This is a genomic window from Micromonospora sp. NPDC048894, from assembly GCF_040649765.1.
Taxonomy (GTDB): Bacteria; Actinomycetota; Actinomycetes; order Mycobacteriales; family Micromonosporaceae; genus Micromonospora; species Micromonospora antibiotica.
On sequence record NZ_JBEZFY010000001.1, the window covers coordinates 249,244 to 270,832 of the forward strand.

A 21,589-nucleotide genomic window follows, 5' to 3' on the forward strand; every position below is an offset into this window, starting at 1 on the left:
ACCGTCGCCCGACGAGGTCAGGGACAGGTCAGCCGTAGTAGCGGCGGAGTTCCCGGGTGAGCACCTTGCCGGTGGCGTTGCGCGGCAGGTACTTCACGAAGATCACATCCCGGGGTACGGAGAACCGGGCCAGGTAGTGCCGGACGTACTCGCGTACCGCCTCGGGGTCGAGGGTCTCGCCGGGGTGCAGGGCGAGGAACGCGGCGAGCCGTTGCCCGTACTCCGGATCGGGTACGCCGAGCACGGCGGCCTCGCGGACCTGCGGCAGCCGGGCGAGCAGGTCCTCCAACTCGGACGGGAACACGTTCTCCCCACCGGAGACGATCATGTCGTCGGCCCGGCCGTCGACGAAGACCAGCCCGTCGGCGTTGACCCGGCCGAGGTCGCCGGTGTCGAGCAGCCCGTCGTGGGTCTCCCGGCGGGCCCCCGAGGTGTAGCCCTCGAACAGCATCTCGTTGCCGACGAAGATCCGGCCGACCCGCCCGGCCGGCACCGGCTTCCCGTCGTCGCCGAGGATCTCCAGTCGGGTGCCGTGCGGGGGGCGACCGGCGGTGGTGGGGGCCTGGCGCAGCTCGGCGGGGCCGGCGATGGCGGCCCAGGAGACCTCCGTCGAGCCGTACAGGTTGTAGAGGACGTCGCCGTAGGTGTCCATGAACCGGGTGGTGAGGTTGCCGGGCAGCGCCGAGCCGCTGACCGCGACCACCTTCAGCGCCGGCCGGGGCTCCGGTGGCGGCACGTCGAGCAGGCGTTGCAGCATCACCGGTACGGCGAACAGCGCCTGGCACCGGTGGGTCACGAGCGCGTCCAGCGTGGCGGCCGGGTCGAACCGGCGGTGCAGCACGATGGTGGCGCGCAGCGCGAAGGCGACCTGGAGTGCCGCGTACCCCCAGGTGTGGAAGATCGGGGCGGCGATCAGCACGGTGTCGTGGGTGTGCAGCGGGATGCGGTCGATGATGGACACCAGCGGGCCGAAGCCGGTCGGGACGGGCCGGCGGGCACCCTTGGGTGTGCCGGTGGTGCCGGAGGTCAGCACGATGGTCCGGCCGTCGTGGGCGGGCGGGGTGAGCCGGTCGGCGGGGAGCGCGGCGGCGATCAGGGCGTCGAGGCCGGCTTCGTCGACCCGGTGCACCTCGGCGGGGACGCCGAGGACCCGCTCGGCGAACTCGGTGTCGTGCACCAGCAGCCGCAGCCGTTGCTCCTCGGCGACGGTGGCGAGTTGCGCGGCGGACAGTCCGCTGTTGACCAGCACCGCGTCGGCGCCGAGCAGGGTGGCCGCGACGATGCCCTCGATGAGCCCGTGGTGGTTGCGGCACAGCAACCCGACCCGGTCCCCGGCCTGTACGCCGAGCACGCTGCGCATCGACCGGGCCAGTCGTTCGGCCCGGTCGAGTAGTTCCCGGTAGGTGAGTTCGTGGCCGTGCTCGTCGACGACGGCGACCCGGCCCGGGTCGCGGGCGGCGGCCTGCCGTAGTTCGCCGGCCATGCCCCAGCCCCACTGGCGCAGCGCGGCGAGTTGCGAGGCGACCCGGACGGGGTGCCCGGGGGTGAGCAGTCCCCGCCTGGTCAGTGTGGCCACGATGAACGGCAGGTCCATCCGGCGACCTCCTTCGGGGTACGACGTGGGGCCGGCCGGGGCCCTCACCAGGGATTCCTTTCCGATCATGCGTCGTCGCCGGCCGACCGCCCAGTCGACGTCGCCCATGGTGGACGGGCGGTGACGGGGCGGTCGACCGGTGGCGACGGTCAGCGGATCTGGACGCCGGAGATGGCGCGGGAGATGACCAGCCGTTGGATCTCGGAGGTGCCCTCGAAGATGGTGTAGATCTTGGCGTCCCGGTACCAGCGTTCGACCGGGTGGTCGCGCAGGAAGCCCGCCCCGCCGAGGAGCTGCACGGCCCGGTCGGTCACCGAGACGGCCACCTCACCCGCCTTGAGTTTGGACATCGAGCCTTCGCCAGCGGTGAACGGCCGGTTGTTGCGGCCCATCCAGGAGGCCCGCCAGACCAGCAGTCGGGCGGCGTCGATCTCCATCTTCATGTCGGCCAGGGCGAACGCGACGGCCTGGTTGGCGATGATCGGCCGGCCGAACTGGACCCGGTCCTTGGCGTAGTCGAGGGCGTACTCGTAGGCGGCGCGGGCGACGCCGAGCGCCTGCGCGCCGACGGTCGGCCGGGACAGCTCGAAGGTGCGCATCGCGGCCTGGCCGCTGGCCCGCTGGCCGGACCGGGCCCGCGCCAGCCGTTCGTCCAGCGCGTCCTTCCCGCCGAGCAGGCAGCGCCCCGGCACCCGGACGTCGTCGAGGAAGACGTCGGCGGTGTGCGAGGCGCGCAGGCCCAGTTTCTTGAGCTTGCGGGTCGCGTGCAGCCCGGCCGTCCCCGGCGGTACGACGAACGCGGCCTGCCCACGGGAGCCCAGTTCGGGGTCGACGGAGGCGGTGACCACGTGCACCCCGGCGATCCCGCCGTTGGTGGCGTACGCCTTCTGCCCGGTCAGCACCCACTCGTCGGTGGCCTCGTCGTAGACGGCTCTGCTGCGCATGGCGGAGACGTCGGAGCCGGCCTCCGGTTCGGTGGTGCAGAACGCGGCGACGGCGGGGGCGTCGACGGTGCCGAAGCACTGCGGCACCCATTCGACCATCTGGTCGGGGGTGCCGGTGCCGTAGATGGCGGCGACGGCGAGCGAACTGCCGAAGAGGCTCAGCCCGATGCCGGCGTCGCCCCAGAAGAGTTCCTCACTGGCGATCGGCAGGGACAGCCCGGTGGGGTCGGCCCAGCAGGTGGCGAGGAACTCGAAGCCGTACAGGCCGATCTTCGCCGCCTCCTGGATGATCGGCCAGGGGGTCTCCTCCCGGGCGTCCCACTCGGCGGCGGCCGGGCGCACGACCTCGGCGGCGAAGCCGTGCACCCAGTCCCGCAGATCCCGCTGTTCCTCGTTCAGGTCGAGCGAGAACTCGGCCATCGTCAGGCCTTGGGGATGTCGAACAGGTTGGCGATGTTGGCGGCCAGGCCCAGGTCGCCCTTGGCCTTCAGCTTGCCGGTCATGAACATCATCACCGGGTTGGCCCCACCGGAGACGATCCTCAGGAACTCGACCGGGCCCATGGTGAGGGCGAGCTTGGGGTCGTGCTGCGGCGGCTCGTTGACGGTGCAGGTGCCGTCGGCGATGACGATCTCGTAGGTGTCGGTGCCACCGTCGGGCCGGCCGGTGATGTTCCAGTGGATGACGGCGCTGGTGGTGCCGGCGCGGTCGGCGCGGAAAATCTGCGGCATCCGACCGAAGACCTCGCTGAGCACCTTGCCGCGCAGGTCGCCGGACATCACCTCGGCGATCTTGTCGTCCGGGGTGGACTTGACCAGCTGGGCGAACTCCTTGGGGCCGAAGTTGGCGAAGTTGGCCGGGTCGAAGTCAGTCATGGGAGTGGCACCTCTCGGGGCGGACGATTTTGGTTACTCAAGCGTAACCTTACGCACGAGTAGGTATGCTCGCAAGAGTGTCCAGCACACCCAGCTTCAAGCGCCTCCCCCGGGCCGTACGCGAGCAGCAGATGCTCGACGCGGCCGTCAAGGTCTTCTCCCGACGCGGCTTCCACGCCGCCAGCATGGACGAGATCGCCGAGGACGCGGGCATCTCCAAGCCGATGGTCTACGCCTACCTCGGCACCAAGGAGGAGCTGTTCATCGCCTGCCTGCACCGGGAGACCGCCCGGATGATGCTGGCCATCGCGGGGGCCGCCGCCCCCGACCTCCCGCCCGACCAGCGGCTCTGGCGTGGGCTGCGGGCCTTCTTCGGCTTCGTCGGGGCGCACCGCGACGGCTGGGCGGTGCTCTACCGGCAGGCCCGGGGCTCCCAACCGTTCGCCACCGAACTGGCCGCGATGCGCGCCCGGCTGGTCGAGGTGGTCGCCGGGATGCTCGACCACGCGTTGCGCGCCCGGGGCCGGGAGGTCGCCGCGACCGAGCTGGAGGTCGTCGCGTACGCCCTGGTCGGCGCGAGCGAGTCGCTTGCCGACTGGCTGGCCGACCACCCCGAGGCCGAGCCGGAGAAGACCGCCACCCAGATGATGAACGTCGCCTGGCTCGGTGCGGCCCAACTCCTCGACGGCGTCACCTGGCGGCCCCCGACGGACTGACCGCCCCACCCGCCCCACCCGCCGACCCCGGACGCCCGGACCTCGGGACCGATCACACCACCCGCCGGCCCCGGACGCCCGGACGCCCGGACCGACCGCGTCACCCGCCGGCCCCGGGCCGGTGCGTGGCTCGTTCCCGGCCCCACCTGGCCGGACTGGTCAGTGGTGGCCGGCGGCGCGGCGGCGGGCCCGCAGACGCCACCAGCGGGCCAGCTCCAACAACCCGGTCACGGCCAGCGAGAGGCCGACACCGACGAGCAGCCCCCGGACCGGATCGCGTTCGAAGGCCAGCCCGCCGAAATAGCCGAGCAGCCCGCAGTACAGGCTCCAGATGACGGCGGCGACGGCGTCGAAGACCAGGAACCGGGGGAGCGGATACCGGACGGCACCCATGGTCAGGGTGACGGCGGTCCGGCCGCCGGGGACGAAGCGGGAGGTGGTGAGGATCGAGCCACCCCGCCGGTCCACCGCCCGCCGGGCCCAGTCCGAGCCGCTCCGGCGGCGGCTGCCGTCGGGCAGCCGGGCCAGCCGGTGTGCGCCGCCGCCCCGACCGATGCCGTACGAGACGTGGTCGCCGCTGAGCGCGCCGAGGGCCGCCACCGCGATCACGGCGGTGAGGTTCGGCTCGCCGCTGGCCGCGAACACCCCGGCGGTGATCAGGACGGTCTCGCCGGGCACCGCCGGGAAGAAGGCGTCGACCGCGGTCACCACGAAGATCACCAGGTACACCCAGGGTGAGGTGACGGTGTGGTGGAGCAGGTCGAGCACCGACTGCATGCCCTCATGCTCGACGCTGCGCCGCCGGCCCGGGGCCGAGTCGCCGGATCAGGGCCGCGGGGCCGGGGCGGAGTCGCCGGGTCAGGGCCGCCGGGCCGGTCCGGTGGATCAGGTCTTCTGCGGGACCTGGTCGCTGGTCGGGGCCGGGAGCGGCTCGCCGGACGGCGGGGTGTGCTCCCGCTTGTCGGCGGCGGTGGGACCGTGCGAGGTGAGCACCACCGGGGCGGCCAGCGCCCCGGCCACCGCCGCCGGCCAGTCGGTGGGCGGGGCGTCGTACACCGGGCGGGTCCGCAGCAGGCGGGCGGTGAGGGCCGCCTGCCGGTCCAGGTCGCCGGGCGGGCCGGGGTGCAGCCGGTCGACGTCCTCGTAGCGGCGGCAGAGCCGCAGCGCGGGACGGGCGGAATCGGTGCGGGCCGGGTCGGGGTGGGTCAGGTCGAGGTGGGTGAGGGCGAGGCCGTCCACCCCACCGGCCACGTCCAGGGCGTACCGGTGGGCGACGGCGTCGAAGTGGCCGAAGCGGAACCGGCCCTGCCACGGGTTGGTCGGGTTGTGCGGATCGGTCAACGGCAGGGTCCGGTCCTCGGTGACCAGCGGACCGGGCCCGTGCCGGGTGGTGACCGTCCGCACCACCCCCAGCCGGTACGCCGACCCGGCCGCCCCCGCCTCGGCGAGCAGCGCCTCGGCGTTGGCGAAGGTGGTGGTGCTCCACGTGGTGTACGGGTGGAAGCCGTGCCACTCGTCCAGCAGCACCCCCTGTGCCCCCTCGAAGACGCAGGTCCCCGCCCGCAGCACCCCGGCCAGGTACGACCGGTCGACGATCGCCACCCGGTCGGCGAAGCCGGTGAACGCGGGCAGGCAGTCCGCCACCGGTGGGGCGTCCAGCGGGCCGAGTTCGGCGGTCAGCCGGTCCCGCAGCACGGTGAGCCGGCGGCGCAGCAGTTCCGGGTCCCGGCAGTCGGCCACCCGGGGCGCCTCGTCGGGGTGGGCGAGCCCGTACCGGACGGACTCGCCCACCCCCAGCCCGCAGGAGCCGTGCCGGGCGGCCCCCCGGGCGATCTCCCGGAGCCGGTTGGCGGCCCGGTGGTACGGCGTGGCCAGCAACGCCTCCCCGTCGACGGTGAGCCGGTCGAGGGCGTCGGGTACCCCGACCGAGGCGAGGTGGTCGGCCTCGGCGGCCAGCGCCAGCGGGTCCACCACCTGCTGCCGGGCCAGGTGGGTGCGAACCCCCGGGTGGAACGTCCCCGCCCCGAACTGGGCGAACGTGTGGTGCCGGCCGTCGGGCAGCACCACGTTGTGGGCGGCCTGCGCACCCCCGTTGAACCGCACCACGGTGTGCACGTGGCGGGTCGCGCAGAGCCAGTCCACGACGGTGCCCTTGCCGGCGTCGCCGTAACCGAGATCGACCACGATCACGTGCCGGCCCGGTCCGGTCCCGTCCGGTCCCGTCGGGCCCGGACCGGGCCGCCGGGTCGCGGGGGCGGGGACGTCGGTCACAGCCGGGTCACCCCACCGGCGTGGCGCGACCCGGTCGGGGCCGGCAGCGTGGAGACCTCGGTACGCCGGCCGCCGGCCAGCGGGGCCAGCGCCTTCGACACCGTGCCGCCCGCGGTGGAGCCGGCCCGGTCGAGGTCCCGCAGCCCCTCGTCGAGGTCGATGGCCTGCTCGCCGAGGCCGACGGTGAGCGCGATGGTCTCGCAGACCGCGTCCAGGTCGTCGAGGACGACGGCGCGCTGCCCGAGCAGGTCCCGCCAGAAGTCGAGCACCTTGGCGTTGCCGGCGTAGTGGCTGCCGGCGGGGAGCAGGTAGTAGGTGTCCCAGCGGCGGGTCACCTCGTCGAGGATCTGCCGCAGCGGCACGTCCTCGCCGAGGTCGTCGCCGATCAGCCGGCGCACCTCCCGCCGGCTCACCCGGGGGTACGCCAGCTCGTCGCCGATGATGAACAGGTAGCCGCGCCGCCCGCGCTTCTCCCAACTGTCGGTGACCGTGTGCCGGGCCATGAAGTACATCGCCAGCTCGTACGACTCGGTCATCTGACCGCCGCCGCCGCCTTCCAGCACGATCCGGCCGAGGTCGGCGTCCATCCGGTTGTCCGACTCGAACTGCCCCACCTGCAACGGCACCCGGTCGCAGGTGGCGTCGCCGATCGCGCCGAACATCACCTGCGGGTCGCGGGCGTAGCCCTGGCGCAGCAGCAGCCCGAGCAGCTGCGGCAGCTTGGCCTGGAGGGTACGGGGCACGTGCCCCATCGAGCCGGTCACGTCGAACAGCACCGCGATGGGTGTCGACTGCGGGTGCTCGGCGTTGTCGCGGCTCTCCCGCAGGGCGTCGCGCGGGTCGAGCGCCGGGTGCACGGTGCGGGCCCCGCTGTCGCTGTAGGAGAACGCGCTGGTGCCCTTCTTCTTCCGGTAGCGGTCGGCGGCGTCGTACACGTCGGTGGACCAGATTCCGCTGCCCATGGCAGCCTCCCTAGGGGTTGAGGGTGAACGGTCGGAAGGTGCGCGGCCCGTAGAGCCGGTCGAGCACCTCGTCGAGTTCGCCCAGCAGTCGCCAGGCGTCGTCGGGTCGGGCGGCCAGCGCCGGGCGGCGGCAGCCGTCGGCGAAGGCGCGTAGTTCACGGGGGGCACGGTCGCCCATCAGCCAGCTCATGCACGCCGCGGCCATCGCCAGGTCGGTGCCGGGGCCGGCGGGCCGCCGCGCGGTGACCTCCGGCGGGTACCAGTCCTCGTGCCCGGGGACCAGCGCCGGGACGGTGCCGCCGTCGACGGCGGAGAAGCACCAGTCGACGAGCACCACGCCGTGCGCGTCCGGCTCGATCAGCACGTGCCGGGGGAGCACCGCGCCGTGCACCACGCCGGCCCGGTGGGCCAGGCCGAGGGCGACCAGCAGCCGCCGCCACATCCAGGCCGCGTCCCGGGCGTCCAACCCGTCGGGGTACGCCCGGCGTACCGCGTCGAGGTCGTGCAGCCCGGGTACGGCGGCGAGCACGGTGATCCGGCGTTCGGCCCCGCTGGCGGCGTCCCGGTGCCGGAAGGTGTCGACCAGCCGGGGCACGTACGGCAGGTGGCGCGGGTCGCCGCGTTCCTCGATCTGCCGCAGGGCGTGCGCCTCGCGGGCCAGCAGGTCGTTGTCGGCCGGGTCGCGGGGCAGCTTGAGCAGGCGGTCGGCCCCCACGTCGTAGAGGTCGGCGAGGTCACCGACGTGGGCGAGCGCCCCGAGTCGGTATCCCCCCAGCACGACGGTGGCCGGGTCGGTGGCGGCGCGGCCGTCCGGTGCCTGTCGGCCGGCGGTGCCCGTCGGGTCGCCGGGGGTGCCGGTCGGGTCGCCGGGTGCCGGGGTCCGGGTGGCCTGCCAGCGGGTGGTGACCTGGATGAACGCGTCGGTGGCGGCGGCGCGTACCTGATGGTCGAGCGCGCCCAGCCGGTCGGGGTGCAGGGCCGCGACCAGCTCGCGGTAGCGCTGCGCCGGGGTGTCGACGCCGAACAGGTCGGCGTCGGTGCGGGCCGCCGCGACCAGCCCGATCGCCTCGTCGGTCCTCACCGGACGGTCTCCTCCCGGGCGGGGCGCAGCAGCGCCGGGTGCAGCAGCCGGGCGTCGCCGGCCCGGTAGAGCCGGGCCCGGGGACCGCCCCGGGCGCCGCCGCGTTCGGTGTTGCCGCCGGTGCTCTCGACGAAGCCGGGGACGGAGAGCACCTTGCGGTGGAAGTTGCCGGCGTGCAGCGGGTGCCCCCAGACCGTCTCGTAGACGCCGCGCAGCTCGGCGATGGTGAACTCGGGGCCGAGGAAGCGGGTGGCCAGCGGGGTGTATTCGAGCTTGGAGCGGGCCCGTTCCAGCCCGTCGTCGACGATCCGGGCGTGGTCGAAGGCGAGCTGCCGGCTGGGCAGGGCGGTGACCGGCAGCCACCCGGCCTCGTCGGCGTCGCTGTCGGCGACCGGGTCGGGCAGGTCGGGGGCGAAGGCGAGGTGGGCGACGGAGACGATCCGCATCCGGGGGTCCCGGTCGGGGGCGCCGTAGCTGGCGAGTTGTTCCAGGTGGACCCGGCGCAGCCGGTCGCCACCGAGGCCGGTCTCTTCGGCGAGTTCGCGGCGGGCCCCGGTGGTGAGGTCCTCGTCGGGCTGGACGAAGCCGCCGGGCAGCGCCCAGTGCCCCTGGTAGGGGGGTTGGCCACGCCGGATCAGCAGCAGGTGCAGCGCGCCCTCGCGGATGGTCAGCGCCACCACGTCCACGGTGATCGCGGTCGAGGGGTAGGCGCTGGGGTCGTATCCGGCGAGGAAGTCCTGCTCGTTCACGGCGTCCCTCTCGGGTTGAGAATTACTCGATCTGAGAACAACTTAGCTCACGAAACGGCGGTGGGCAACCGCCGTGCGTCGTTCAGCGGACGGTGCCCACCAGGTGGGGGCGTCCGGTCCGGGTGTCGTGCAGGGCGAAGTCCCAGCCCGGGGCGGCGCTGAACGCCACCGTCGACGGCAGCGGCACCGGCAGCTTGAACCCCACCTCCACGGTGTACGCCTCCGGTAGCCGGCTCTCCAGGGCCGCCAGGCAGCGCGCCTTGCTCCACATGCCGTGCGCGATCGGCCGGGCGAACCCGAACAGCCGGGCCCCCAACCGGGAGGTGTGGATCGGGTTGTGGTCCCCGGAGATCCGGGCGTACTCCGTACCGACGCGGGGGGTGAGCCGCCAGTGCGCGGTGGCGGCCGGCGGCGCGGGGCGCCCACCCGGGTCGCGCCCGGCACCCCCGCCGGCCCCGCGCTCCCGACCGAGGTACGTCGACACCCCGCGCCACACCTCCTCGCCACCGACCGAGCCGACCAGGACGACGTCGACCTGCCGCCCCCGGGCATGCGGCCGGAGATTCTCGGCGTACGCGACGAAGTCCCACGGTTCGTCGGCCCGGACCGGGCGGTGCACGGTGATCCGGTTGCCCACGTGCACCACCCCGGCCAGCGGGAACGGGAACTCCGGCAGGGTCATCAACCGCAACGCCAGCGGGAACCCCAGCACGTGCGGGTAGGTCGCCGGCAGCGTGTCGGCCAGCCGGAAACCGCAGACCCGGTCGTACCCGGCGAGGTGGGCCCGGTCGACGGTGACCCCGGCGACGGCCAACTCGACCGGGGGCGCGGCGTCCGGCCGGCGGGACCTGCCGATGCCGGGCAGCGCGTCGCGCAACGCCCGCCGGTAGAGCACGCCCGGCCTGGGCAGACCGGGCAACTCCACCCGGGCCCGCCCGGCCCGCGCCGCCAGGTCCCCGTCGGCGTGCCCCGTGGTCGGACCCCCGGTGGCGTACGCCGACAGGTCGTGGGTCTCGTCGACGCTGCGGTCGGGTCCCGGGCCGGCGGTGCGGGCGGCGGCCAGCGCGGCCGGTGAGATGACCTCCGTCGGCCCCTCGATCAGGTCGCCGACCGACAGTTCGCCGTCGCCGGACTCCTCGGGTCGGTTGCTGCGCCGCGCCATCACGCCCCCAGCAGACTCTGGCCGCAGACCCGGACCACGTTGCCGCTGACCGCGCCCGAGGCCGGCCAGGCCAGCCAGCCGATCGTCTCGGCGACGTCCACCGGCAGGCCGCCCTGGGCCAGGCTGTTCATCCGGCGACCCGCCTCCCGGACCACCAGCGGAATACGGGCGGTCAGCCGGGTCTCGATGAAGCCGGGGGCGACCGCGTTGACGCTGATCCCCCGTCCGGCCAGTACCGGGGCGAGCGAGTCGACCAGGCCGATCACCCCGGCCTTGCTGGTCGCGTAGTTGGTCTGGCCCCGGTTGCCGGCGATCCCGGCGATCGACGAGACGGCGACCAGCCGGCCGCCCTCGGGGATCAACTCCCGTTCCAACAGCACGTCGTTGATCCGTTCCTGACTGGAGAGGTTGACGTCGAGCACCGCGTCCCACCGGTCGGCGTCCATCCGACCCAGCGTCTTGTCGCGGGTGATGCCGGCATTGTGCACCACCACGTCGACCCGTCCGTGCCGCTCGGCCAGGTGGTCGGCGAGCCGGGTGGGGGCGTCCGCCGTGGTGAGATCGAGCTGTACGGCGGTGCCGCCGATCTCGTTGACGACCGCCGCGAGGGCGTCCCCGGCCGCCGGGACGTCCAGCGCGACGACCTGCGCGCCGTCGCGGGCGAGCACCCGGGCGACCGCCGCGCCGATGCCCCTGGCCGCGCCGGTGACCAGCACCACCTGCCCGGCCAGCGGCCGGTTCCAGTCCGCCGGTACGACGGCCGGCCCGGTGCCGACCCGCACCACCTGCCCCGAGACGTACGCGGAGCGGCCGGAGAGCAGGAACCGCAGGGTCGCCTCCAGGCTGGTCGGGGTGCCTGCGTCACCGGTCGCGGTGACGTGGACCAGTTGCGCGGTGACGCCCCGACCGAACTCCTTGCCGATGCTGCGGGTCAGCCCCTCCAGGGCCCGCTGGGCGGTGGCCTCCCGGGGCGAGCCGCACTCGGCCGGCGGGGTGCCCAGCACGATCACCCGACCGCTGGGCAGCACCGCACGGGCCTGCGGGTGGAAGAAGTCGTAGAGCTGGCGAAGGCCGGTGGAGTCGGTGATGCCGGTGGCGTCGTAGACCAGGGCCCCGAACCGGGCGGACGTCCCGCCCCCGGCCGGTGCGCCGCCGTTCCCCGCCCGCTCGTCCCGGCCGGCCGCTTCGGTGGGTCCGTCGGCTGCGGCGGCGGCGTCGTGCCCGGCGGTCGGCCCGTCGGGTGCGGCGGAGTCGTCGTGCCCGGCGGTGGGTGGCGTGGTGCCGGTGCCGGTGCCGGTGCCGGTGCCGGTGCGCACGTCGACCCCGGCGGCGGTGAGGATGGCGGCGACCGGGTCGGCGAGTCGGCCGCCGGTGGCCGCGCCGAGCAGGACCGGGCCGGGCAGCAGTGGGTCGCCGGGGCTGTGCCGGCGCAGTCGCGGTGGATCGGGCAGCCCGAGGCGCTTGACCAGCGCGCGGCCGGCCCCCGATTGGACGAAGCTCGCGTACCTGTCGGTCATGGGCGTAGCCTACTGGCCAGTAGGTTGTGGGCAAGTCCTGAAACGGAGGCGGGATCGTGCAGAGCATCCGGCGGGTCGCGGTCATCGGCGGCAACCGCATCCCCTTCGCCCGGTCCAACTCCCGGTACGCCAGCGCGTCCAACGCGGACCTGCTCGGCGCGGCGCTGGACGGGCTGATCGCCCGGTTCGGACTGGCCGGGCAACGGGTCGGTGAGGTGGTCGCCGGGGCGGTCCTCAAGCACTCGAAGGACTTCAACCTGACCCGCGAGGTGGTACTCGGCTCGAAACTCGACCCGCACACCCCCGCGTACGACATCCAGCAGGCCTGCGGCACCGGCCTGGAGGCGGCCATCCTGGTCGCCAACAAGATCGCCCTCGGGCAGCTCGACGTGGGCATCGCCGGTGGCGTCGACACCACCTCCGACGCGCCGCTGGCGATCAACGAGGACATGCGCCGCACCCTGCTGAAACTCAACAGCGCCCGGACCCTCGGCGAGCGGTTGAAGATCGCCGCGAAGCTCCGCCCGCACCAGCCGTTCAAACCGGAGCTGCCGCGCAACGCCGAGCCCCGCACCGGGCTGTCGATGGGCGAGCACGCCGCCCGGACGGCGCTGCGCTGGCAGATCGACCGGCAGGCCCAGGACGAGTTGGCGCTGCGCTCGCACCAGCGCCTCGCCGCCGCGTACGACAGGGGGTTCTTCGACGACCTGATGACGCCCTACCTGGGGCTGACCCGGGACCAGAACCTCCGCCCCGACACCAGCCTGGACAAGCTCGGCGCCCTCCGGCCGGTCTTCGGCACCCGGGGCCCGGACGCCGAACAGGCCACCATGACCGCCGGCAACTCGTCCCCGCTGACCGACGGGGCGTCCACCGTGCTGCTCGCCTCCGAGCAGTGGGCGCGTGAGCACCAACTGCCCGTGCTGGCCTGGTTCTCCTGGTCGGAGACGGCGGCGGTGGACTTCGTGCACGGCGACGAGGGGCTGCTGATGGCCCCCGCGTACGCGGTGCCCCGGATGCTGGACCGGGCCGGGCTGACCCTCCAGGACTTCGACTTCTACGAGATCCACGAGGCGTTCGCGTCGCAGGTGCTGGCCACCCTGGCGGCCTGGGAGTCGCCGGAGTTCGGCAAGGACCGGCTGGGGCGGGACACCCCGCTGGGCGCGATCGACCGGGACCGGCTCAACGTCACCGGCTCGTCGCTGGCCGCCGGGCACCCGTTCGCCGCCACCGGTGGCCGGATCGTGGCGACGCTGGCGAAGTTGCTCGCCGAGAAGGGCGGCGGCCGGGGGCTGATCTCGATCTGCGCGGCCGGCGGGCAGGGCGTCACCGCCATCCTGGAGCGCTGAGCCCGCTGCTGAGCTCACGCCACCACCCCAATCCCTGACCGCCTGCGGTGACCTGCTGAGTGTTCGCGCAGTTCGGGGCGGTGTTGCCGAGGCTTCCTACCGTGGTGTCAGCCCGCCCGGACGTCCTGGTGGCGGCGCCCCGTCGAGGAGTGTCATGCCCGGTCGTGCCCTGCTGCGTACCGCTGCCGTTGCTTTTGCCGTCGTGCTCGCGGCCGGCGGTTGTGCCCCCACCACGAGGGGTGTCGAGGGACCCCCGGCGGGGTCGGGCCACGCGAGGACCGGCTCCGGCGATACCGGCACGGTCACCGACGGCGGGGCCCCGGGCGTGGGGATCAAGGACGCCGGTCCCACCGGCAGCCCTTCGACCGCCGGTCCCACCGGCAGCCCTTCGACCGGCGGCGGCGGGAACAGCGGCGGTGCCAAGTCCGGTACGAAGGCGAGCGGCCCCACCATCAGCTACTTCCGGGTCACCGACAAGCCGCGCTGCCCGGCCGGCACCACGGTCAACCCGATCGCCGGCGGCGGGGTGCTGATGGAGTGGCGGGTCGGCAACGTGACCTCGGTGGCCCTGTCGGTCGACGGCCCCGGCATCTACCGCGACGACTACCCGTCGGCCGGCAGCGAGGAGTTCACCTTTCCCTGCTCGGGCCGGGAGGGCGACATCCAGCGGCACACCTACACGTTGACGGCGCGCAACGCGCACGGCACGCAGACGAAGACCATCGTGGTCACCGCCCCGGTGCACGACATCCCGAAGGTCTGACCCGGGCCGCCGCTGATCACGCACCGACGGCAACCCCGCTGCACCGCAGGGAATACCTGGCACACGTACTCAAACGGGGGTGACCGGTCGCCGGCTTCACGCGGACACCGGGTGGCACGCGACCGCCGCCCTGGTCGGCCCGACCAGGGCGGCGGTCGTCGGGTAGGAGACAATGAGGTACGTGACGACGATCCCGAACGTGCTCGCCCACCGGTACGCCTCACCCGAACTGGTCGCCCTCTGGTCCCCGCAGGAGAAGGTCCGGATGGAGCGGCGACTCTGGCTCGCCGTGCTCCGCGCCCAGCGGGACCTCGGCGTGGCGGTCCCCGACGGCGTGGTCGAGGCGTACGAGCGGGTGGTCGACCAGGTCGACCTGGCCTCGATCGCCGAGCGGGAGCGGGTCACCCGGCACGACGTGAAGGCCCGGATCGAGGAGTTCAGCGCGCTCGCCGGGCACGAGCACGTGCACAAGGGGATGACCTCCCGGGACCTCACCGAGAACGTCGAGCAGCTCCAGGTGCGCGCCTCGCTGGAGCTGATCCGCGACCGGGTGGTCGCCGCGCTGGCCCGGCTGGCCTGGCTGGCCCACGAGCACTCCGGCCTGGTGCTGACCGGCCGTTCGCACAACGTCGCCGCGCAGGCCACCACGCTGGGCAAGCGCTTCGCCTCGGCGGCCGAGGAACTGCTCATCGCGTACGAGCGGCTGGAAGACCTGATCGAGCGGTACCCGCTGCGTGGCATCAAGGGTCCGGTGGGCACCGCCGCCGACCAGCTCGACCTCTTCGACGGGGACGCGGAGAAGGTCGCCGAGCTGGAGCGTCGGGTCGCCGGTCACCTCGGTTTCGCCCGGGTGCTGGACAGCGTCGGGCAGGTCTACCCGCGTTCGCTGGACTTCGACGTGCTGTCCGCCCTGGCGCAGGTGGCTGCCGCGCCGTCGTCGCTGGCCACCACGATCCGGCTGATGGTCGGTCAGGAGCTGGCCACCGAGGGCTTCAAGCCGGGTCAGGTCGGCTCCAGCGCGATGCCGCACAAGATGAACACCCGTTCGTCGGAGCGGGTGAACGGCTTCGCGGTGATCATCCGGGGCTACCTGTCGATGGTCGGCGAGCTGGCCGGCGACCAGTGGAACGAGGGGGACGTCTCCTGCTCGGTGGTCCGCCGGGTGGCCCTGCCGGACGCTTTCTTCGCCGCCGACGGGTTGTTCCAGACCTTCCTCACCGTGCTCGACGAGTTCGGGGCGTACCCGGCGGTGATCAGCCGGGAGCTGGAGCGCTTCCTGCCCTTCCTGGCCACCACCAAGATCCTGGTCGCGGCGGTGCGCCGGGGCGTCGGCCGGGAGGTCGCCCACGAGGTGATCAAGGAGCACGCGGTCGCGGTCGCCCTCGCCATGCGGGAGAAGGGCGCCCCGGAGAACGACCTGTTCGACCGGCTGGCCGCCGATTCCCGCCTCGGTCTCACCCGCAGCGAGATCGACACCCTGGTCGCCGACCCCGCCACCTTCACCGGTGCCGCCCAGGCCCAGGTGGACGCGATCACCCGCCGCATCACCGCGGTCGTCACCGCCCACCCCGAAGCCGCCACCTACTCCCCACCCCCCATCCTCTAACCCCCTCCCCCTCCCCGCCCACCCACCTTCCCCACCCGCCCTCCCCGCCCGCCCTCCCCGCCCGCCCTCCCCACCCACCCTCCCCGCCCGCCCTGCCCGGTGATCAAGAGCTTTGCGTCACCAATGAAGATCAACCAGCCCCAAACCTCTTGATCACGCCCCGCACGCGTGGCCGGGCATGGGCTCACCCCCGTGATCAAGAGGTTTACGTCAGCCGTGGAGATCAACCAGCCCCAAACCTCTTGATCACGCTCTCCGGGCCTGGCCAGGCGTCGGCTCTCCCCGGTGATCAAGAGGTTTGCGTCACTAATAGAGATCGAATTGGCGTAAACCTCTTGATCACCGGGGCCGAGGGGGGCGGGGCCAGGGGGGCGGGGCCAAGGGGGGTGGGTCAGGAGTTTCGGGTGGGGGTTTCGGGGGCGGAGGTGAGGTTGGGGGCGCTCGCCGGTTCGGCGATGCCGCCGGGGGCTTCGGTGAAGCCGGGGTCGTGGGCGGTCGCGGCGGCGATGAGGGGCTGGTCGTGCGGCATCACGTCGGGGACCTTGGGTGCCACGATCACCGCGGTGCCGTAGGCGCAGATCTCCATCCACATCTCGCCGCAGTCGCGGCTGTCGAAGCGCATTCCCACCACGGCGTTCGCGCCGATGCGCAGGGCCTCCTCGCCGAGCCGGGCCACCGAGTCGGTACGCCAGCGGGTGAGGTTGTCCGGGGCCATCGGGTCGTACGCGCCGCCGCGCAGGTTCTTGACCCCCTCGCGGTACGGGTTCCGGGTCCGCGCCATCGACGACACCACTTCGCCGAGGATCTGGCGGATCTCGTAGCCGGGCAGTTGATCCGTCGTCACGACCAGCACGGTTCCGATGCTGTCAGTAGTCGCAGAGCGTCGGAGCGTGCCGTGTGTGGCTGGTCGGATGCTGCAAAACGAGGCGGCGCGGACGGCCGGCACGCGACCGGCCATCCGCACCGCGCGGGGTGGTAACCGTCAGACACCGGCCGTCGAGGTGATCCAGGCCCGGTTGTACGCGACGCTGCCGTAGTTCTGGATGCTGGACCCGTCGGCGGTGGAGGCGACGCCGACCTGCCTGCCGTCGTAGAACTGCGGGCCGCCGGAGTCGCCGCGCCACGCGTTGCCGTTGACCCGGGTGCTGCGGATCGCCTGGCCGCCGTACGCGTCGCTGGCGTTGGTGCTGGTCACCCGCACCGAGGCGGTCTTGAGCTGGCTGGACGCCCCGCAGCCGCTGTAGCAGGTCATGCCCCAGCCGTAGATGGTGTTGGTGGAGCCGACGGGCGGGTTGCTGCCGGCCAGGCTGACCGGGGTGTTGGTGACGGTGCTGGCGAGCCGCAGCAGGGCGAGGTCGTTGCGGGTGTAGGAGGCGCTGACCGTACGGGTGGTGCCGCCGGAGGCGTAGTAGACGCTGCCGACCCGGACGGACATGGTGCCGCTGACGCAGTGCCGGGCGGTGAGTACCCACTGGGCGGCGATGACGCTGCCGGAGCAGGTGAACGACCCGTTGCTGAAGACGGCGGCGGCCCAGGGGGCGGAGGAGACGGTGCTGCCGCCGATGATCGGCTGTGGGCCGGCCGGGGCGGCGGTGGCCCCGGAGGCGGCGACGAGGACACCGGCGAGGGCGGTGGTCAGCACCGCGAGCGTGGAGCGGAGGCGCATGTCGGGGGGCTCCTTCGGGTCGGGCCCGGGATCGCCGGGCCGGGTCGGCCGCCGGGGCGGGGGTGGCCCGCCGGTACGGCGACCATGCATCGACACTTGGCGATAGAGGTTAGGGGTGACCCGGCTCGTTCACAAGATTCTGATCTGGATCGGTCGATGTGACAGAGCTGACCCGCGACGCGCTCGTCCCTGTTTGTCGGATACCGGTCGCAAATCTGGCGTTGGACCACGTATTGCCTGCTCAGGACGGGTGTGTGGAGGCGACGCGTCGACAATCGGCAACAAAACCGCATCAGAGCGGCAACGAACGGATCTCGGCCGCCCGTCCGGACGACCGGTAACGTCGATCACTGCCTGAACTGCGCCCGGCCGGTGCGTCCGGACCGGAATCTGCCAGGTACGCTGGCCTCGCTCGCCCGTAGTGGGCCGGCACCCAACTGCGTACACAGTCAGGAGTGCCCAGTGCCTCGCGTCGTCGTCGACGTCATGCTCAAGCCCGAGATCCTCGATCCTCAGGGCCAGGCCGTCGCAAACGCGCTGCCGCGGCTCGGCGTCAGTGACGTCGCCTCCGTCCGGATCGGCAGGCGGATCGAGATCGAGTTCACCGGCGAACCGGACCTGGACCGGGCCCGGGAGATCGCCGACAAGCTGCTCGCCAACCCTGTCATCGAGGACTTCACGGTCCGGGTCGAGGCCGACGAGACCGCGGACGCGCACTCGTGACCGCCCGGGTCGGAGTGGTGACCTTCCCCGGCTCGCTGGACGACGGGGACGCCGCCCGCGCCGTGCGGATCGCCGGCGCGGAGCCGGTCCGGCTCTGGCACGGTGACCCGGAGCTGCACGGGGTGGACGCCGTCGTCCTCCCGGGTGGCTTCTCCTACGGCGACTACCTGCGTTGCGGGGCCATCGCCCGGTTCGCCCCGGTGATGGAGACCCTGGTCGACGCCGCCCGGGGCGGCCTGCCGGTGCTCGGCATCTGCAACGGCTTCCAGATCCTCTGCGAGGCCCACCTGCTGCCCGGCGCGCTCACCCGCAACCAGCACCTGCACTTCCGCAACCGGGACCAGGTCCTCCGGGTCGAGTCGGTCGGCACCGCCTGGACGAACACCTTCCAGTCCGGCCAGGAGATCCTCATCCCGGTCAAGAACGGCGAGGGCTGCTACGTCGCGGACACCGCCACCCTCGACGCACTGGAGGCCGAGGGGCGGGTCGTCGCCCGTTACGTCGGCGGCAACCCGAACGGTTCGCAGCGGGACATCGCCGCGATCACCAACGCTGCCGGCAACGTGGTCGGCATCATGCCCCATCCGGAGCACGCGGTCGAGGCGCTCACCGGCCCCTCGCTGGACGGCCTCGGCTTCTTCACCTCCGTGCTCAAGCACCTGGTGGGGACGCCGGCGTGACGGTGCGCGGCGGGAACATCGGTCGGCTCCACCGCCCCACGGGCGGGTACGAGCGCAGCGAGGAGAGGTCATGACCACCCACCAGGACCCGGCCGTTCGGGCAGCCGCGGGCTCCGGCCCGGCGGAGCCGCACGCGGCTGTCGCGCCCCCGGCCGGCACAGCCGCAGCCGGCCGGCACAGCGGTCCGACACCGGCCATCGACTGGACGGACGGCGTGGACACCGTGCAGCGGGCCACCACCACCGGCGACGAGCTCCAGCCGTACGCCGAGCTCGGCCTGCGCGACGACGAGTACGACCGGATCCGGCACATCCTCGGCCGCCGCCCCACCCAGGCCGAGCTGGCCATGTACTCGATCATGTGGAGCGAGCACTGCTCGTACAAGTCGAGCAAGGTGCACCTGCGCCAGTTCGGCGAGAAGGCCCCGCCCAGCGACCGGCTGCTCGCCGGCATCGGGGAAAACGCGGGCGTCGTCCGGGTCTCCGACACGCTGGCCGTCACCTTCAAGGTCGAGTCGCACAACCACCCGAGCTTCGTCGAGCCCTACCAGGGCGCGGCGACCGGTGTCGGTGGCATCGTCCGGGACATCCTGGCGATGGGCGCCCGCCCGGTCGCGGTGATGGACCCGCTGCGCTTCGGTGCGGCCGACCACCCGGACACCGCCCGGGTACTGCCCGGCGTGGTGGCCGGCGTCGGCGGCTACGGCAACTGCCTCGGCCTGCCCAACATCGGCGGTGAGCTGGTCTTCGACCCCTGCTACCAGGGCAACCCGCTGCTCAACGCGCTCTGCCTGGGCGTGCTGCCGGTCGACCGGTTGCAGAAGAAGGACGCCGCCGGCCCCGGCAACATCGTGGTGCTGCTCGGCGCGAAGACCGGCCGGGACGGCATCGGCGGCGTCTCGGTGCTGGCCAGCGCCACCTTCGACGAGGGCAGCGAGCAGCGCCGCCCGTCGGTGCAGGTCGGCGACCCGTTCATCGAGAAGCTGCTGATCGAGGCGTGCCTGGAGCTGTACGACGCCGAACTGGTCGTCGGCATCCAGGATCTCGGCGGCGCGGGCCTGACCTGCGCGCTCACCGAGACCGCCGCGTCGGCCGGCACCGGGATGCGGGTCTGGCTGGAGCGGGTCCCGCTGCGCGAGCCGTCGATGGAGCCGCACGAGATCCTGGCCAGCGAGTCCCAGGAGCGGATGCTGCTGGTCGTCACCCCGGACAAGCTGGAGTCGGTGCTCAAGACCGCCGAGAAGTGGGGCGTGCTCGCCACCGCGATCGGCGAGGTCACCGCCCCCGCTCCCGACGGCCGGCCGGGCCGGCTGCTGGTCACCTGGAACGACCACGTGGTGGTCGACGTGCCGCCGGGCTCGCTGGTCGACGACGGTCCGGTCTACGCCCGCCCGATGCGGGAGCCGGCCGACCTGATCCTGCTCCAGGCCGACCGGGCCGAGACGCTGCCCCGGCCGAGCACCCCGGAGGCGCTGCGGGAGACCCTGCTGCGCATGATCGCCTCGCCGAACCTGGCCGACAAGACCTGGGTCACCGAGCAGTACGACAGGTACGTGCTGGGCAACACCGTGCTGGCCCAGCCCGAGGACTCCGGCGTGATCCGGATCGACGAGCAGAGCGGCCTCGGGGTCGCCCTCTCCGTCGACGGCAACGGCCGCTACGCCCGCCTGAACCCGTACCAGGGGACGAAGCTGGCGCTCGCCGAGGCGTACCGGAACGTGGCGGTGACCGGTGCGAAGCCGATCGCCGTGACCAACTGCCTCAACTTCGGCTCGCCGGAGGACCCGGGCGTGATGTGGCAGTTCGCCGAGGCCGTCCGTGGCCTGGCCGACGGCTGCCTGGAGCTGGGCATCCCGGTGACCGGCGGCAACGTCAGCTTCTACAACCAGACCGGTGCCGCCGCGATTCACCCGACCCCGGTGGTCGGTGTGCTCGGGGTGCTGGACAACGTGGCCGACCGGGTGCCGATGGGCTTCGTCCCGCGTACCGGCGGCGACCACGACCAGTTGTTCCTGCTGGGCGACACGCACGTGGAGCTGTCCGGCTCGGAGTGGGCCTGGGTGACGCACGAGCACCTGGGCGGGATGCCGCCGCAGGTCGACCTGGGCCGGGAGCGTCAGCTCGCCGAGCTGATGGCCGAGGCCGCCCGGGTGGGTCACCTCAGCTCCGCACACGACCTCTCCGACGGCGGTCTCGCCCAGAGCCTGGTGGAGTCCTGCCTGCGTCGGGGGGTCGGGGCCCGGATCGGGGTGCCGGAGCGCTTCGCCGACGGTTCGCTGCCGTTCGTCTTCCTCTTCAGCGAGTCCGCCGGCCGGGTGCTGGTGACCGTCCCGCGCGGGCACGAGAAGGCGTTCACCGCCCTCTGCGACGAGCGGGCCGTGCCGTGGGAGCAGATCGGCGTGACCGACCCGGCGAGCGGCGCCCTGGACGTGCACGGCCAGTTCCGGATCGGTCTGGACGAGCTGCGGGCCGCGCACACCGCGACCCTGCCCCGGCTCTTCGGCGGGCCGGAAGCGGCCCAGGTGCAGGTCGAGGCGGTCCGGACGGGCACCACCACGATCGCGCCGGCCACCGTCGGGCAGCCGGTGGACGTGCCGGACCGGCAGCAGCCGGCGGACGCGGACGACCCGGCCGGCGAGGTCGTGGCCGCCCCGACGACCGCCGCGCCGGTCTCGGGTGGCCCGGTGCCGGGTGGTCCGGAGACCGGGACCGCGCCGGACGCCTCCGCTGACTCCACGCCGGCACCGGACGCCCCGACGGGCACCGCCCCGGCGGACGCCCCCTCCGGGGCGGGCGACGCGCCGACGGCCGGTGGACAGGGCACCGACGTACCGACGGCGGGGTCCACCCCGCAGGCCGGCGCGGACGACGCCGCAGCCTCCGGGGCCGGTGACGGCGACGGGCAGCGTCCGACGCCCGACCAGCGCTGAGG

The 21,589-nt window shown here is 73.4% G+C and carries 19 protein-coding genes; 7 read left to right on the forward strand and 12 right to left on the reverse strand.

Features of this window, described 5'->3' with window-relative positions:
- Positions 1 to 28 precede the first annotated feature (28 nt).
- The 3 genes from AB0C22_RS01165 to AB0C22_RS01175 all read right to left on the reverse strand — a co-directional run bounded on the left by AB0C22_RS01165 (position 29) and on the right by AB0C22_RS01175 (position 3,413).
- Complete coding sequence (locus tag AB0C22_RS01165) at positions 29 to 1,594, reverse strand: AMP-binding protein (protein WP_357532819.1); 1,566 nt, start codon at positions 1,592 to 1,594, stop codon at positions 29 to 31.
- 149 nt (positions 1,595 to 1,743) lie between these two features.
- A complete protein-coding gene (locus AB0C22_RS01170) occupies positions 1,744 to 2,958 on the reverse strand; it encodes an acyl-CoA dehydrogenase family protein (RefSeq protein ID WP_219465563.1) in 1,215 nt (404 codons plus the stop codon).
- Between the two features lie 2 nt (positions 2,959 to 2,960).
- Complete coding sequence (locus tag AB0C22_RS01175; protein ID WP_208565327.1) at positions 2,961 to 3,413, reverse strand: SCP2 sterol-binding domain-containing protein; 453 nt, start codon at positions 3,411 to 3,413, stop codon at positions 2,961 to 2,963.
- Between the two features lie 77 nt (positions 3,414 to 3,490).
- Between AB0C22_RS01175 and AB0C22_RS01180 the strand changes: the two genes are divergently transcribed.
- Positions 3,491 to 4,129 (forward strand): TetR/AcrR family transcriptional regulator, encoded by a 639-nt coding sequence (locus tag AB0C22_RS01180; RefSeq protein ID WP_219465564.1) that lies wholly within the window; start codon positions 3,491 to 3,493, stop codon positions 4,127 to 4,129.
- 159 nt (positions 4,130 to 4,288) lie between these two features.
- On the opposite strand, the gene AB0C22_RS01185 is transcribed toward AB0C22_RS01180, so the two are convergent.
- The 7 genes from AB0C22_RS01185 to AB0C22_RS01215 form a co-directional block, all read right to left on the reverse strand.
- On the reverse strand, positions 4,289 to 4,906 hold the full coding sequence (locus tag AB0C22_RS01185) for a DedA family protein (RefSeq protein WP_219465565.1): 618 nt from the start codon (positions 4,904 to 4,906) through the stop codon (positions 4,289 to 4,291).
- Positions 4,907 to 5,014: 108 nt separating this feature from the next.
- Positions 5,015 to 6,316, reverse strand: a complete 1,302-nt coding sequence (locus tag AB0C22_RS01190; protein ID WP_357533331.1) for an adenylosuccinate synthetase — start codon at positions 6,314 to 6,316, stop codon at positions 5,015 to 5,017.
- Between the two features lie 80 nt (positions 6,317 to 6,396).
- Entirely contained in the window at positions 6,397 to 7,362 is a 966-nt protein-coding gene (locus tag AB0C22_RS01195; protein WP_219465566.1) for a hypothetical protein, read from the reverse strand.
- 10 nt (positions 7,363 to 7,372) lie between these two features.
- The gene (locus AB0C22_RS01200) at positions 7,373 to 8,443 is read right to left on the reverse strand and encodes a serine/threonine protein kinase (RefSeq protein ID WP_357532823.1); all 1,071 of its coding nucleotides are present in this window, start codon (positions 8,441 to 8,443) and stop codon (positions 7,373 to 7,375) included.
- The gene (locus tag AB0C22_RS01205; RefSeq protein ID WP_208565336.1) at positions 8,440 to 9,192 is read right to left on the reverse strand and encodes an NUDIX domain-containing protein; all 753 of its coding nucleotides are present in this window, start codon (positions 9,190 to 9,192) and stop codon (positions 8,440 to 8,442) included. Before AB0C22_RS01205 ends, AB0C22_RS01200 begins: the two co-directional genes overlap by 4 nt.
- A gap of 82 nt (positions 9,193 to 9,274) precedes the next feature.
- Complete coding sequence (locus AB0C22_RS01210) at positions 9,275 to 10,354, reverse strand: MaoC/PaaZ C-terminal domain-containing protein (protein ID WP_357533333.1); 1,080 nt, start codon at positions 10,352 to 10,354, stop codon at positions 9,275 to 9,277.
- Positions 10,354 to 11,871 carry a 3-oxoacyl-ACP reductase gene (locus tag AB0C22_RS01215; RefSeq protein ID WP_357532825.1) on the reverse strand — a complete coding sequence of 506 codons (1,518 nt, stop codon included), beginning with the start codon at positions 11,869 to 11,871 and terminating at the stop codon, positions 10,354 to 10,356. Before AB0C22_RS01215 ends, AB0C22_RS01210 begins: the two co-directional genes overlap by 1 nt.
- 56 nt (positions 11,872 to 11,927) lie before the next feature.
- On the opposite strand from AB0C22_RS01215, the gene AB0C22_RS01220 reads away from it, so the two are divergent.
- The 3 genes from AB0C22_RS01220 (at position 11,928) to purB (ending at position 15,589) form a co-directional block, all read left to right on the forward strand.
- Positions 11,928 to 13,220, forward strand: coding sequence for an acetyl-CoA C-acetyltransferase (locus tag AB0C22_RS01220; protein WP_357532827.1), 1,293 nt, complete (start codon positions 11,928 to 11,930; stop codon positions 13,218 to 13,220).
- A gap of 325 nt (positions 13,221 to 13,545) precedes the next feature.
- Positions 13,546 to 13,983, forward strand: coding sequence for a hypothetical protein (locus AB0C22_RS01225; protein ID WP_219465570.1), 438 nt, complete (start codon positions 13,546 to 13,548; stop codon positions 13,981 to 13,983).
- Between the two features lie 181 nt (positions 13,984 to 14,164).
- Complete coding sequence (gene purB, locus AB0C22_RS01230; RefSeq protein ID WP_219465572.1) at positions 14,165 to 15,589, forward strand: adenylosuccinate lyase; 1,425 nt, start codon at positions 14,165 to 14,167, stop codon at positions 15,587 to 15,589.
- Between the two features lie 391 nt (positions 15,590 to 15,980).
- Here the strand turns inward: purB and AB0C22_RS01235 are convergent, their stop codons facing one another.
- Together AB0C22_RS01235 and AB0C22_RS01240 are read right to left on the reverse strand one after the other, a co-directional pair.
- The gene (locus AB0C22_RS01235) at positions 15,981 to 16,547 is read right to left on the reverse strand and encodes a YbjQ family protein (RefSeq protein ID WP_357533335.1); all 567 of its coding nucleotides are present in this window, start codon (positions 16,545 to 16,547) and stop codon (positions 15,981 to 15,983) included.
- 24 nt (positions 16,548 to 16,571) lie between these two features.
- Positions 16,572 to 17,255 carry a DUF1986 domain-containing protein gene (locus tag AB0C22_RS01240; RefSeq protein WP_219465576.1) on the reverse strand — a complete coding sequence of 228 codons (684 nt, stop codon included), beginning with the start codon at positions 17,253 to 17,255 and terminating at the stop codon, positions 16,572 to 16,574.
- 462 nt (positions 17,256 to 17,717) lie between these two features.
- On the opposite strand from AB0C22_RS01240, the gene purS reads away from it, so the two are divergent.
- From purS to purL, 3 genes are all read left to right on the forward strand, one after another.
- The gene (gene purS / locus AB0C22_RS01245; protein ID WP_208565347.1) at positions 17,718 to 17,978 is read left to right on the forward strand and encodes a phosphoribosylformylglycinamidine synthase subunit PurS; all 261 of its coding nucleotides are present in this window, start codon (positions 17,718 to 17,720) and stop codon (positions 17,976 to 17,978) included.
- Entirely contained in the window at positions 17,975 to 18,658 is a 684-nt protein-coding gene (gene purQ, locus AB0C22_RS01250) for a phosphoribosylformylglycinamidine synthase subunit PurQ (protein WP_219465578.1), read from the forward strand. Before purS ends, purQ begins: the two co-directional genes overlap by 4 nt.
- A gap of 70 nt (positions 18,659 to 18,728) precedes the next feature.
- Positions 18,729 to 21,587 (forward strand): phosphoribosylformylglycinamidine synthase subunit PurL, encoded by a 2,859-nt coding sequence (gene purL, locus AB0C22_RS01255; protein WP_219465581.1) that lies wholly within the window; start codon positions 18,729 to 18,731, stop codon positions 21,585 to 21,587.
- The last annotated feature ends 2 nt before the right edge of the window (positions 21,588 to 21,589 follow it).

What these genes read in the sequence shown, in the direction of transcription:
- AB0C22_RS01185 (WP_219465565.1), bottom strand. Translation starts at nt 4,906, where the DNA reads ATGCAGTCGGTGCTCGACCTGCTCCACCACACCGTCACCTCACCCTGG.
- AB0C22_RS01240 (WP_219465576.1), bottom strand. Translation starts at nt 17,255, where the DNA reads ATGCGCCTCCGCTCCACGCTCGCGGTGCTGACCACCGCCCTCGCCGGT.
- AB0C22_RS01175 (WP_208565327.1), bottom strand. Translation starts at nt 3,413, where the DNA reads ATGACTGACTTCGACCCGGCCAACTTCGCCAACTTCGGCCCCAAGGAG.
- AB0C22_RS01235 (WP_357533335.1), bottom strand. Translation starts at nt 16,547, where the DNA reads ATGGCCGGTCGCGTGCCGGCCGTCCGCGCCGCCTCGTTTTGCAGCATC.
- AB0C22_RS01215 (WP_357532825.1), bottom strand. Translation starts at nt 11,871, where the DNA reads ATGACCGACAGGTACGCGAGCTTCGTCCAATCGGGGGCCGGCCGCGCG.
- AB0C22_RS01170 (WP_219465563.1), bottom strand. Translation starts at nt 2,958, where the DNA reads ATGGCCGAGTTCTCGCTCGACCTGAACGAGGAACAGCGGGATCTGCGG.
- AB0C22_RS01210 (WP_357533333.1), bottom strand. Translation starts at nt 10,354, where the DNA reads ATGGCGCGGCGCAGCAACCGACCCGAGGAGTCCGGCGACGGCGAACTG.
- AB0C22_RS01195 (WP_219465566.1), bottom strand. Translation starts at nt 7,362, where the DNA reads ATGGGCAGCGGAATCTGGTCCACCGACGTGTACGACGCCGCCGACCGC.
- AB0C22_RS01165 (WP_357532819.1), bottom strand. Translation starts at nt 1,594, where the DNA reads ATGGACCTGCCGTTCATCGTGGCCACACTGACCAGGCGGGGACTGCTC.
- purL (WP_219465581.1), top strand. Translation starts at nt 18,729, where the DNA reads ATGACCACCCACCAGGACCCGGCCGTTCGGGCAGCCGCGGGCTCCGGC.